Source organism: Stenotrophomonas sp. Steno-C15, from assembly GCF_056393265.1.
Window position 1 is genome coordinate 47,557 of record NZ_JBWJPF010000024.1, and the last position, 12,056, is coordinate 59,612.

Here is a 12,056-nt window from a genome sequence, read left to right on the forward strand (position 1 = left end):
CTCACCCCTTGAACCGCAATCCGACGCCAGGTTCGGTGAACAGGTAGCGTGAATCCAGCGCCGAATCGCCCAGCTTGTGCCGCAGCTTGCCCACCAGGATGCGCAGGTAGTGCGTGTCGTGCTGGTGGGTGGGTCCCCAGATCTCCTGCAGGATCTGCGGCTGGGTGACCACCCGGCCGGCATTGCGCAGCAGCAGCGACAGCAGCGCGTACTCCTTGCGGGTCAGCGCCACCGGTTCGCCCGCGATCGCCACTTCCCGGCGCACCAGGTCCACATGCAGATGGCCGTCGTCGAATACCGGAGGCGTGCCATCGGTCGGCACGCTGCGTGTCCGCAACAGCGCGCGCACCCGCGCCATCAGTTCCTGCGTGCCGAAGGGCTTGGTCACATAGTCGTTGGCACCGTTGTCCAGCGCCCGCACCTTTTCCGCTTCTCCGGCACGTACGGTCAGCATGATGACCGGCACCTGGCTCCATTGCCGCAGCTGCTCCAGCACCTGGTGGCCCTCCATGTCCGGCAGGCCGATATCCAGGATCACCAGGTCCATGTCCTCGCTGGCAGCCAGCTGCAGGCCTTCCTGGCCGGTCGCGGCCTGCCTGACCTGATAGCCCTGCGCCCGCAGGCTGATATCCAGGAAACGGCGGATCTGGGTCTCGTCATCGATCACCAGCACGCGCGGGGCCGGTACGCTCGCATCAATCGGGGTCGGGCTCATCGTGGGAGGCTGGCTTGAGCAGGGGCAGGGTGATGCGGATCAGGGTACCGCGACCGTCACGTCCCGGCAGCGCCTGCACGCTGCCGCCATGCGCGCCGATCATTCCCTGGCAGATGGTCAGGCCCAGACCGGTACCATGGCGGCCACGGTCGCCACGCTCGACGCTGTAGAACATGTCGAAGATACGTGCCCGCTCTTCGTCGGGGATGCCGGGACCGGCATCGATCACGTCGATGCGCAGTTGGCCGTCCAGTTCGCGCGCCTGCACCTGTACCGCGGCATCGGCGGGGGAGAACTTGGCCGCGTTCTCCATGACATTGAATACTGCCTGCTCGACCAGCGCCGGATGCACCCAGATCGGCGCCAGGGTCGGCGGGATATCCAGTTCCAGCCTCACGTTGGGCTGGTAGCGCTGCAGCCGTCGCGCGGCTGACCCGATCAACTCGTCCACCCCGATCCAGTCGCGGTTGATCTTCAGGCCTTCGTGGCCCAGCCGGGTCATGTCCAGCAGGTTCTGGATGTAGCGGTCCAGCCGTTCGCCTTCGACCAGGATGGTGTCCAGCAGCGCGCGGTGGTCAGCCACGTCCATCGCCGTGCCATAGCTGGCCAGGCTGTCGGCCGATCCGATCATCGCCGCCAGCGGCGAGCGCAGATCGTGCGATACCGAAGACAACAGAGCAGAGCGCAGGCGCTCGGTCTCGTTGCTGACGTGCGCCCGCTCCAGCTCGGCCACCAGCCGCGTGCGCAATGCCGCCTGGGCAATGTCGTCCACCATCGCTTCGGCGAGCTGGCGCTGCTCGGGCAGCAGGCGTGCACCTGGCAGATACAGGCCGGCCACGCCGATTGCACGGTCCTCGCCATCAAGCAGGGGCAGGAACCACCATTGCGCGCCGGCCAGCGTATCGGTGAAACGCCCGCTGGGCTGGCCGTGGCGCAGTGCCCAGTCGGCGGCAGCCAGGTCGGTGTCGCCGGGCAGGGTGCGGCCGCCGGCGGTGGTGTCCACGCCGATCCGCAGCCATGCCGGCACGTCCATCGCCTGCTCCAGCGCATGGCGGCCGGCCAGTGCCACCTCGCCATCGCCGGCAGCGCTGGCCAGCTGTCGCCCCAGCTGCTGCCGCGCGCGCGCATGACGGTTGGCGGCCCGTAGGGCGATCACCTGCATGCGCAGCCGTGATGCCAGGCGCCCGGCCACCAGTGCCGCTGCCAGGAACAGGAACACGGTGATCACGCCTTGGCGTGCGCCGATGGCGAAGGTGAAGCGTGGTGCGATGAACAGGAAGTTGTAGGCAAGGAAGCACAGGATCGCGGCCATGACCGCCACGCTGGCGCGGGTGCGGGCTGCGACCAGCACGACCGCCACGATGAACACCATCGACAGGTCGGCCATGCCCACCCAGCGTTCAACCAGCCACGCGACCAGGCAGGCCAGCGCGGTGGCGAGCAGGGCCTGCAGTGGTTCGTGGTTGATGCCGCGCGCCGGCGGCAACAGGCCTTCGCGGCGCGAACGCGCACGTGCCTGCGGCGTGCTGATGATGGTGATTTCGTAGTGCGCACCGCGCTGGATCAGCTGCTGGGTCAGGGTGCGGTTGAACATCCGTGCCAGCGGCCGCTCGCGGGTGCGGCCCAGCACCAGGGTCGAGACACCGTTGTGCGCGGCGTGGTCGAGCAGGGCATCGGCGATGCTGGAGCCATGCAGCAGTTCGGCATCGCCGCCCAGGCGACGTGCCAGCGCGAACGCCGCGTCGATCTCGCGTCGGGTTGCTTCGTCCTGGCGTCGTCCCTGCACCGTCACCACCGTCCACGGCGCATCGCGCCGTTCGGCAATGCGGCGCGCGACCCGCACCAGATACTCGCTCTGCCCGCCACCATCGATCGCCACCAGTACGCCGCGGCGCAGCGGCAGGTTGCCCTCGCCGCGTGCGGCACGGGTCTCGCGCAGGCTGCTGTCGACACGATCAGCGGCTTCCTGCATGGCCAACTCGCGCAGTGCGGTCAGGTTGGCCGGCGAGAAGAACGCCTGCAGTGCCTGTGCCGCCTGCTCCGGCACGTACACCTTGCCCTGCTGCAGGCGGGCGATCAGTTCGCGTGGCGGCAGGTCCACCAGCACGATGTCGTGCAGGCGGTCGAGCACACCGTCCGGCACGGTTTCGCTGACCCGCACCCCGGTGATGCGCATCACCACGTCATTGAGGCTTTCCAGGTGCTGGATGTTGACCGTGGTCCAGACATCGATGCCCGCATCCAGAAGCTCCATGACATCCTGCCAGCGTCGCTCGTGGCGGCTGCCCGGTGCATTGCGATGTGCCAGTTCGTCGACCAGCACCAGCGCCGGGCGCCGCGCCAGCACGGCATCCAGGTCCATTTCCTGCAGGGCGTGGCCGTGGTAGGCCACGTCCTTCAGCCGCAGCCGTGGCAGTCCTTCCAGCAGCGCCTGGGTATCGGCACGGCCGTGCGTCTCCACCAGACCCACCACCAGGTCGACCCCCCGGCGCAGCTGTTCCTGCGCGCGGTTGAGCATCGTGTAGGTCTTGCCCACGCCCGGCGCCGCGCCGAGGAATACCGTCAGCTTGCCACCGGCTTCGCGTTGCAGGCCTTCCACCAGGGCGTCGGCCTGGCGGGTTCGCAGGTCAGTCATGGCGGCCATTGTGCGCGCAGCGGGTGCACGATCGCATCACGGCCTGGCGGCTGCGTGGTCCAGCGCGAAGTTCAGCGTCACCACGTTCACCCGCGGCTGGCCGAACAGACCCCATTGGCGTCCCTCGGTGTGGGCCTGCAGCAGCGCCTGCACACGTTCCACCGGCAGGCCCCGGGCACGCGCCACGCGGGCCACCTGCAACTGCGCCGCCGCCGGCGTCAGCTGCGGATCGAGCCCGCCGCCGGATTGGGTGACGAGGTCCGCCGGCACCTGGTCCGGTGCGACGCCTTCGCGCGCTGCGACCGCAGCCGTGCTTGCGGCGACGCGCTCGGTCAACGCAGGGTTGCTGCGTGCCAGGTTGGAGCCGGCCGCCGCCATCGGGTCATAGTTGGCGGCCGATGGCCGCGCCTGGAAGTAGCCATCGCCAGTGAACGGCTGCGCCAGCCACGCCGACGCACGCACCTGGCCGCTGCCATCGCGCAGCAGGCTGCCTTCGGCCTGCATCGGGTACGCCAGGCCGGCAAAACCGGTGGCGATGCCGGCGTAGACCGCACCGGCCAGCAGCAGGGTCGCCACACCCAGGCCGATCGCCGGGCGCCAGCTGGCGTCGTCCTGCAGGCGGGCCATGCGGGATGCGGCCTTGGCTTCGCGCGGAAGGGAAGAAGAAGTGGAAGCAGAGCGGTTCATGAGCCGGATACCAGGACAAGAAGGAGGTCGATCGCCTTGATCGCCGCGAACGGCAGCAGCACGCCACCCAGGCCGTACACCAGCATGTTCCGGCGCAGGAGCGCGGTGGCCGTGGCCGGGCGGAAGCGCACGCCGCGCAGAGCCAGCGGAATCAGAGCGGGAATCACCAGGGCGTTGAAGATCAGCGCGGCCAGCACCGCGTTGCGCGGACTGGACAGCTGCATCACGTTCAGCGCTGCCATCGCGGGTACCGCCGCGGCGAACAGCGCCGGCAGGATCGCGAAGTACTTGGAGACATCGTTGGCCAGCGAGAAGGTGGTCAGCGCGCCGCGGGTGATCAGCTGCTGCTTGCCTACTTCCACCACCGCCAGCAGCTTGGCCGGATCCGAATCCAGGTCGACCATGTTGCCGGCTTCCTTGGCGGCCTGCGTGCCGGAGTTCATGGCCAGCCCGATGTCGGCCTGGGCCAGCGCCGGCGCATCGTTGGTGCCATCGCCGACCATCGCCACCAGACGGCCCCCGGCCTGTTCCTGGCGGATGCGTGCCAGCTTGTCCTCGGGCCGGGCTTCGGCGATGTAGTCGTCGACGCCGGCTTCGGCAGCGATGGCGGCCGCGGTCAGCGGGTTGTCACCGGTGATCATCACCGTCCGGATGCCCATCGCCCTCAGCTGTGCGAACTTCTCGCGCATGCCGTGCTTGACCACGTCCGACAGTTCGATCACGCCCAGCACATGGCGACCTTCCGCCACCACCAGCGGCGTGGCGCCGTTGCGGGCGACCTGTTCGACGCGCCCGCCCAGCTCGGCCGGCACCACGCCTCCCTGCGCCTGCACATGGTTACGGATCGCATCCAGCGCACCCTTGCGGATCTGCCGGCCATGGGCAAGGTCAACGCCGGACATGCGGGTCTGCGCACTGAAGGCCAGGTAGACGGCCTGCTCCGGCTCGGCGGTGGTGCACCCCTGCTCGCGTGCCAGGCGCACGATCGACTTGCCTTCCGGGGTCGGGTCGGCCAGCGAGGACAACAAGGCCGCGTCGCGCAGCTGGCTGGCGTCGATCCCGGCCAACGCATGGAAGTGGCTGGCCTGGCGGTCGCCGTAGGTGATGGTGCCGGTCTTGTCCAGCAGCAGCACATCGACGTCGCCGGCCACTTCCACCGCCTTGCCCGACTTGGCCAGCACGTTGGCCGCCAGGGCGCGGTTCATGCCGGCGATGCCGATGGCCGGCAGCAATCCGCCGATGGTGGTCGGGATCAGGCAGACCAGCAGTGCGATCAGCAGCAGTGGATCGACCTGGACGCCGACATGGGCGCCGATGGCCGGCAATGTCGCCACCACCACCAGGAAGGTCAGCGTCATCGCCGCCAGCAGCAGGGTCAGGGCGACCTCGTTCGGTGTCTTCTGCCGGTTGGCGCCTTCCACCAGCGCGATCATCCGGTCCAGGAAGCTGTGGCCCGGCTCGGCGGTCACACGCACGACGATCTGGTCGGACAGCACCTTGGTACCGCCGATCACGCCGGAGCGATCGGTACCCGCTTCGCGCAGCACCGGTGCCGATTCGCCGGTTACCGCCGCTTCGTTGATGGTGGCCAGGCCCTGCACGATCTCGCCATCGGCTGGCACCAGCTCGCCGGCACTGACGATGACGTGGTCGCCCGGGCGCAGTTCGGCGGCCGGCACCTGCGTTTCTGCGGCTCCTGGCTGCGGGGCGGCCAGTCGGCGCGCCACCAGGTCCTGGCGGGCACGGCGCAACGATGCGGCCTGGCCCCGCCCGCGTGCTTCGGCGACGGCCTCGGCGAAGTTGCCGAACAATACGGTGACCAGCAGGATCGCGGTCACCGCCAGGCCGAAGCCCAGTGGAGCGTTGCCGGTCAGGGTGATGGTCGCGGCGACGATCGTGCCGGCCATCACCACCGCCATCACCGGGCTGCGCACCAGATGCATCGGTGAAAGCTTGCGTACGGCGTCGACCAGTGCGCGGCGCAGGCCGGCCGCATCGAGCAGGGCAGGGCGTGACGCAAGCGGGTTACGGGTTGAGGTTGCGTGGCTACTCATGGGGGTGTCCTCAATGCAGTCCCAGGCTCAGGTGGTCGGCGATCGGGCCAAGCACCAGCGCCGGCATGAACTGCAGCACGGTCAGGATGACGATCACCGACACCAGGGTCAGGGCGAACGTCGGGGTTTCGATCTGCAGGCTGCCCGCTGATTCCGGTGCCTGCCGCTTGGCGGCGAGCTGGGCAGCAACCACCAGCGGAATCACCAGCAGCGGAAAGCGACCCAGCAGCAGCACCAGCGAGCAGCTCAGGTTCCACCACGGCGTGGCATCACCCAGTCCCTCGAAGCCCGAACCGTTGTTGGCGTAGGCCGATACGTATTCGTAGAACACCTGGCTGATGCCGTGGAAGCCGGGATTGGAGGTGCCGGCCAGGCCGGGCACGGCCAGAGTGACCGCGGTGAACACCAGCAGGGTGATGGGCTGCAGCAGCACCAGCAGGGCCAGCAGGCGCACCTGCGGGGTCTCCAGCTTGCGACCGAACAGTTCCGGCGTCCGGCCCGTCATCAACCCCGCCAGGAACACGCCCAGCAACAGGTAGACGATGAACTGCTGCAGGCCGCAGCCGATGCCACCCCAGATCGCACTGACCAGCATGTTGACCAGGGCAATGCCACCGCTCAGCGGGGCCAGCGAATCGTGCATGCCGTTCACCGAGCCATTGGACACCTGCGTCGTCACCGCCGCCCACAACGCGGTGCCGTCGGCGCCGAAACGTACTTCCTTGCCCTCCATCAGCAGGGGCGTGGCCGCACTGGCACTGTGGCCTTCGCTCCACACCATGGCGCCGGTGGACAGCAGCGACATTCCCAGCATGCAGACGAACACCAGCGCGCCGAAGCGACGTCGCCCGGTGAATGCCCCGATCATGAAGATCACCGCCATCGGTACCAGCAGGATGCCGATCACTTCGAGAAGGTTCGAAACCGGCGTCGGATTCTCCAGCGGGAAGCTGCTGTTCGGGCCATACCAGCCGCCGCCATTGGCGCCCAGCTGCTTGGCGGCGACCATCGCCGCGACCGGACCCAGCGGCAGCTTCTGCGTCGTCATGCCGGCGGAGGCATCGATCGGCGTAGCCTGCGGCCCCGCCGCCAGCGTCGACGGCACGCCCTGGCTGGTCAGCAGCACTGTCCACAGCAGGCACAGCGGCAACAGGACGCGCACGCACAGGCGCACCACGTCGGCGTAGTAGTTGCCCACTGCGACCTGGCGGTCATCGCCGGCGCTGCCTGTGGCCGACTGCGGCGCCGGCGCGAACAGCGCGCGCAGTGTGGCCACCGCCAGCGCCAGGCCCATCATCGGGGTCACCACCTGCAGACCGGTGATCCCGGTCATCTGCGAGAGGTAGGACAGCTGCGCCTGGCCCGAATAGTGCTGCTGGTTGGTGTTGGTCAGGAACGAGATCATCGTGTGCAGCGCGGTGTCCCAGCGCATGTTCGGGATCTGGTCCGGATTCAGCGGCAACCACGCCTGGGTCATGAACACCGCCAGGGTCAGCACCGCCACCACCCCATTGCTGAGCAGGAAGGCCAGCACGTAGCCACGCCAGGACATCGAGCGTGCGGGATCGACGCCGAAGACCTTGTACAGCGGCGTTTCGATCCAACGGAACAGCACGTCGACCTTCATCGGCGTGCCGCGCATCACGCGCGCCAGGTACAGTCCCAGCGGCCATGCCAGCGCGACGCTGGCAGCAAGAATGACAAGAATTTCAATCATGGCCGGCTCCGCTCAGAACGACTCGGGCCGCAGCACGACATACAGAAGATAGGCGGCGGCGATCAGCACCAGCACGCCACACACCAACGACAGCCAGGGGGACATGGGAATTGCGTCCTGGTGGAACCCCTCCACCTCAGGCCGTCATGGTCGGCCTGCGCCCCGTAAACGCACTACCCGGCGGACCGGGCCGGCGCGTAAAGACTGCATAAATTCCGCGCGTCAGGCCGTAACCTGGCCACGGGTAGCGCCGGGCCATGCCCGGCGGCAGGAGCGTTTTCAGCCAGCCGGGGCAGCCGGCGCCAGGCCCTTCAGCTCGCGATAGCGCTGCAGGGTGCTTTCGATCTCCGCCTTCAACGCCTGCTGCTGCTGCAGGAAGCCGGACTGCAGGCGCTGCTGCGACTGCAGCTGTACGTGCCGCTGGCGGATCGCTTCGGCCTGCGGGTCGCCCACCTTGGCGCCCGCCAGCTCGCGGTCGCCGGCCGCCGACAGCAGCGCGACCAGCGATTCACGCAGGCTGGCCACGTTGTACTGGGCGGTCTTGAGGTTGTTGTCGAGCACTTCCTGGCGCTCGGCGAACACCCGCCGCAGGTCGTCTTCGCTGCCGTAGGTGGTCAGCATCGCCTGCTCGGTGCGCTGGCGGGTCTGCTCGGCCATCCGGTCCAGCTGCTGCTGTGCCGCCGCGGTACTGGCGGCGGCACGTTCTTCGTCGGTCAGCGCGCGCTGCACCTGCGCATTGCGCAGCCCACTGCGGGCATTGAACTCGTCGCGCGCGTGGTTGACCGCATCGGCAGGAAGCGCATCGCTGCAGATCCGCTCCTGGCCCTCGTTCCAGCAGTACAGCTTCTTCTCGACCTTGTCGCCGCCCCGCGACTGCCCCGCCACGGTGAACGGCAGGGCCAGCAGCAGGCCGGCGAAGAGAACAGCAGGAATTCGGGACATGCGACCTTCCCCCTGGCGGTCAGCGTGTGGAGCGGACGCCGTACTGGGCCCGATAGGCTTCCAGCGGCTGCCGGTAGCCGACAAGTTCCGGGTTTCCCGAGGCGAAATCAAGCAGGTCGCCCAGCGAAGCCACTGCGATCACCGGGATGCCGGCTTCCTCGGCCACTGCCTGCGCCGCGGAGCGGCGATCGGCTTCCGAAGCGATCTCCTGGCGATCCAGAGCGACCACAATGCCGGCCGGAGTGCCGCCTGCCGCGCGGATGATGGCCAGCGCTTCGCGGATCGCAGTACCCGCAGTGATCACGTCATCGACGATCAGCACGCGCTTGCCATTCATGTCGGCGCCGATCAGCTGGCCGCCTTCGCCATGGTCCTTGGCTTCCTTGCGGTTGAACGACAGCGGCAGGTCGCGGCCACGCTGGGCCAGCTCGCAGGCCATTGCCGTGGCCAGCGGAATGCCCTTGTAGGCCGGGCCGAACACCACGTCGTACTTGACCCCGCTGGCGTCGATGGCATCGGCATAACAGGCGCCGAGCTGGGACAGCAGCGAGCCGGAGTCGAAGCGACCGGCGTTGAAGAAATAGGGGCTCAGCCGGCCGGACTTGAGGGTGAACTGGCCGAAGCGCAGGGCGTCGGCGGTCAGGGCCAGCTGCAGGAAACGGTGACGGTGGTCGCTCATCAAAACTCGATTCATCTTCATTTGGAGCACAAATCCTAATGCAGCCGGGCCTTCCGCGCTCGTCGGCGCTCTTCCGGGGGGCCGTCCGGCCGCGTCCGCCGGACTGCGCAGCCCAGCAGCCAACCGGTATGCTTGCCCGGTTTCCCGCCGTAGGTCCCCCGCATGCGCATCATCAGTTTCAACGCCAATGGCATCCGTTCCGCCGCGACCAAAGGCTTCCTCGACTGGTTCCGCGCCCAGGACGCCGACGTCCTGTGCCTCCAGGAGACCAAGGCCCAGGAAGACCAGCTGACCGACCCGATGTTCCGGCCCGACGGACACCATTGCTTCTACCGCGATGCCATCACCAAGAAGGGCTACAGCGGCGTGGCGATCTACAGCAGGCGGGAACCGGACCAGGTCATCACCTCGCTGGGCTGGGCGCCGTTCGACGATGAGGGGCGCTATATCGAGGCGCGCTTCGGCAACCTCAGCGTGGTGTCCTTCTACATTCCGTCCGGCAGCTCCGGCGACCTGCGCCAGGGATTCAAGTTCGAAGTGATGGAGTGGCTGCGGCCGATCCTGGAGGAGTGGGCGCGCAGCGGTCGCGACTACGTGCTGTGTGGCGACTGGAACATCGTGCGGTCGGCGCTGGACATCAGGAACTGGAAGTCCAACCAGAAGAATTCCGGCTGTCTGCCCGAAGAGCGCGACTGGCTCAACGCGCTGTGCGCCGATCATGGCCAGGCCACCGACGTGGCGGCCGGTCGTGGCTGGGCCGATGCGTATCGCCTGCTCAATCCCACCGGGGAGGACTACACCTGGTGGAGCAACCGCGGGGCGGCCCGCGCCAACAACGTGGGATGGCGCATCGACTACCAGTTCATCACGCCGGGCCTGCGCGACAAACTGCGTGGCTGCTCGATCTACCGCGAAGAGCGCTTCTCCGACCACGCCCCGTTCACCGTGGACTACGACCTGTGAGCGAGGCGGCCAGGCCACGCCGACCGTGGCAGCAGGTGTTGTCCAACCTGAGCCAGCGCAAGGTGCTGGCGATGCTGCTGCTCGGCTTCAGTTCCGGCCTGCCGATCTACCTGGTGGGCAACACGCTCGGCTTCTGGATGCGAAAGGAAGGCATCGAGCTGAGCACGATCGGTTTCCTGTCATGGGTCGGGCTGGCCTACACCATGAAGTTCCTGTGGGCGCCGATCGTCGACAAGACCGACGTGCCTCTGTTCGGCCGCTTTGGCCGCCGCCGCGGCTGGATGCTGCTGTCGCAGCTGGTCGTGGTGGTGGGCCTGGTCGGCATGGCGCTGGTCCAGCCCAAGGGGGGCCAGATCCAGTTCCTGGGTATCGCTTGGCAGCACATCGTCGTGTTCGGCGTGATGGCCGTGATCGTGGCATTTGCTTCGGCCACCCAGGACATCGTCATCGATGCCTGGCGCATTGAAAGTGCTGACAACAGCGAGCAGCTCGGCCTGCTGACCTCATCCTCGGCGCTGGGCTATCGCACCGCACTGCTGGTCACCGATGCGCTGATCCTGATCATCGCGGCCCGTGTCGGCTGGCAGGTCTCGTACGAGATCATGGCCGTACTCATGACGCTTGGCGTGGTGGCCGTGGTCATGGCCCGGGAACCCGCCAGGGAGGTGGCTGCCGTCCAGGCCCAGGCGACCTCGCTGTGGACGCCGCGGGGCCTGTTCGACGCCGTGGCCGGGCCGTTCATCGCCTTCGTCCGTGAGCACCGCAGCGGCGCGATCCTGATCCTGGTGGCCATCAGCGTGTATCGCATGGCCGACTTCGTCATGGGCCCGATGGCCAATCCTTTCTATGTCGATCTCGGCCTGGACGAGGATACCGTAGGCGCGGTGCGTGGCTCGGTGGGGCTTGTCGCGACATTTGTCGGCATTGCCGCAGCGGGCCTGGTCTCGGTCCGCTGGGGCGTGCTGGCCGCGCTGATGGTGGGCGCGGTGCTGGGGCCGGCCTCCAATCTGGCGTTTGCCTGGCTGGCCTATTCCGGCCCGGACACAACCCATTTCGCCGTGGCCATGGCGATCGACAACTTCGCCAGCGGCTTCGCCGGTACGGCGTTGATCGCCTACATGTCGAGCTTGACCAGCATCGGATACACCGCGACCCAGTACGCGCTGCTGAGCTCGTTCTACGCGATGCCCGGCAAGGCCCTAAAGGGACTCTCGGGGTGGTCGGTACAGACGCTCGCGCAGGGCCGCACGCTGCTGGAAGGCTACGCATTGTTCTTCGTTGGCACCGCGCTGGTGGCGATCCCTGTGGTGATCCTGTGCGCTCTGTTGATCGTGCAGCAGCGCCGTCGCCAGGTCGCAAGCGCCGCCTGATTGCCTGCCCGCCCGGTCTGCGGGATCATCGCCCCCGACGCGCCGAGGGGGCGGTGCCCTGCGAACGGGGAAGTGAGCATGGCTGATGTTGTGCTGCGGGACCTGGACCCGCTGCTGCTGGAACGCATCCGGCGGGTCGCGGTTGCCCGTGGCTGGAGCCACGAACAGACCTGTGCGGCGTTGCTGGAACAAGGGTTGTTCAGCAGCGAGCTGGAGGTCCGCTCCGGTTTTGGCGATACCGAGGTCGATGCGCTCGCTGCGGCCATCATCGCGCTGCAGGCGCTGCCGGCCGGG

Annotated in this window: 11 protein-coding genes; 3 read left to right on the forward strand and 8 right to left on the reverse strand. The window is 67.9% G+C overall.

The window, feature by feature from the left end; translation table 11 throughout:
- Position 1: 1 nt before the first annotated feature.
- From AC06FB_RS15925 to pyrE, 8 genes are all read right to left on the reverse strand, one after another.
- The gene (locus tag AC06FB_RS15925) at positions 2–715 is read right to left on the reverse strand and encodes a response regulator transcription factor (RefSeq protein WP_053516504.1); all 714 of its coding nucleotides are present in this window, start codon (positions 713–715) and stop codon (positions 2–4) included.
- Positions 696–3,350: an ATP-binding protein gene (locus tag AC06FB_RS15930; protein ID WP_478053881.1), complete on the reverse strand. Its 2,655-nt coding sequence runs from the start codon at positions 3,348–3,350 to the stop codon at positions 696–698. Before AC06FB_RS15930 ends, AC06FB_RS15925 begins: the two co-directional genes overlap by 20 nt.
- A 36-nt stretch (positions 3,351–3,386) precedes the next feature.
- Positions 3,387–4,037: a potassium-transporting ATPase subunit KdpC gene (gene kdpC / locus AC06FB_RS15935; protein WP_065182000.1), complete on the reverse strand. Its 651-nt coding sequence runs from the start codon at positions 4,035–4,037 to the stop codon at positions 3,387–3,389.
- Positions 4,034–6,091: a potassium-transporting ATPase subunit KdpB gene (gene kdpB, locus AC06FB_RS15940; RefSeq protein ID WP_197600100.1), complete on the reverse strand. Its 2,058-nt coding sequence runs from the start codon at positions 6,089–6,091 to the stop codon at positions 4,034–4,036. Before kdpB ends, kdpC begins: the two co-directional genes overlap by 4 nt.
- A 10-nt stretch (positions 6,092–6,101) precedes the next feature.
- On the reverse strand, positions 6,102–7,808 hold the full coding sequence (kdpA, locus tag AC06FB_RS15945; RefSeq protein ID WP_459040855.1) for a potassium-transporting ATPase subunit KdpA: 1,707 nt from the start codon (positions 7,806–7,808) through the stop codon (positions 6,102–6,104).
- 12 nt (positions 7,809–7,820) lie between these two features.
- Positions 7,821–7,913 carry a potassium-transporting ATPase subunit F gene (locus AC06FB_RS15950; protein ID WP_053516498.1) on the reverse strand — a complete coding sequence of 31 codons (93 nt, stop codon included), beginning with the start codon at positions 7,911–7,913 and terminating at the stop codon, positions 7,821–7,823.
- Between the two features lie 174 nt (positions 7,914–8,087).
- Positions 8,088–8,750, reverse strand: coding sequence for a hypothetical protein (locus tag AC06FB_RS15955; RefSeq protein WP_065174232.1), 663 nt, complete (start codon positions 8,748–8,750; stop codon positions 8,088–8,090).
- A 19-nt stretch (positions 8,751–8,769) separates the two neighbouring features.
- Positions 8,770–9,429: an orotate phosphoribosyltransferase gene (pyrE, locus tag AC06FB_RS15960; protein WP_065174233.1), complete on the reverse strand. Its 660-nt coding sequence runs from the start codon at positions 9,427–9,429 to the stop codon at positions 8,770–8,772.
- A 162-nt stretch (positions 9,430–9,591) separates the two neighbouring features.
- Between pyrE and AC06FB_RS15965 the strand changes: the two genes are divergently transcribed.
- The 3 genes from AC06FB_RS15965 to AC06FB_RS15975 form a co-directional block, all read left to right on the forward strand.
- Entirely contained in the window at positions 9,592–10,392 is an 801-nt protein-coding gene (locus AC06FB_RS15965) for an exodeoxyribonuclease III (RefSeq protein ID WP_053516492.1), read from the forward strand.
- Entirely contained in the window at positions 10,389–11,762 is a 1,374-nt protein-coding gene (locus AC06FB_RS15970; protein ID WP_277381313.1) for an AmpG family muropeptide MFS transporter, read from the forward strand. The genes AC06FB_RS15965 and AC06FB_RS15970 overlap by 4 nt, the downstream gene beginning before the upstream one ends.
- A gap of 78 nt (positions 11,763–11,840) precedes the next feature.
- Positions 11,841–12,056, forward strand: a 216-nt coding sequence (locus AC06FB_RS15975) for a hypothetical protein (protein ID WP_478053882.1), incomplete at its 3' end; no start/stop codon positions are given.

Coding starts and splice junctions, on each gene's coding strand:
- AC06FB_RS15925 (WP_053516504.1), bottom strand. CDS start 715: ATGAGCCCGACCCCGATTGATGCGAGCGTACCGGCCCCGCGCGTGCTG.
- AC06FB_RS15930 (WP_478053881.1), bottom strand. CDS start 3,350: ATGACTGACCTGCGAACCCGCCAGGCCGACGCCCTGGTGGAAGGCCTG.
- kdpC (WP_065182000.1), bottom strand. CDS start 4,037: ATGAACCGCTCTGCTTCCACTTCTTCTTCCCTTCCGCGCGAAGCCAAG.
- kdpB (WP_197600100.1), bottom strand. CDS start 6,091: ATGAGTAGCCACGCAACCTCAACCCGTAACCCGCTTGCGTCACGCCCT.
- kdpA (WP_459040855.1), bottom strand. CDS start 7,808: ATGATTGAAATTCTTGTCATTCTTGCTGCCAGCGTCGCGCTGGCATGG.
- AC06FB_RS15950 (WP_053516498.1), bottom strand. CDS start 7,913: ATGTCCCCCTGGCTGTCGTTGGTGTGTGGCGTGCTGGTGCTGATCGCC.
- AC06FB_RS15955 (WP_065174232.1), bottom strand. CDS start 8,750: ATGTCCCGAATTCCTGCTGTTCTCTTCGCCGGCCTGCTGCTGGCCCTG.
- pyrE (WP_065174233.1), bottom strand. CDS start 9,429: ATGAGCGACCACCGTCACCGTTTCCTGCAGCTGGCCCTGACCGCCGAC.
- AC06FB_RS15965 (WP_053516492.1), top strand. CDS start 9,592: ATGCGCATCATCAGTTTCAACGCCAATGGCATCCGTTCCGCCGCGACC.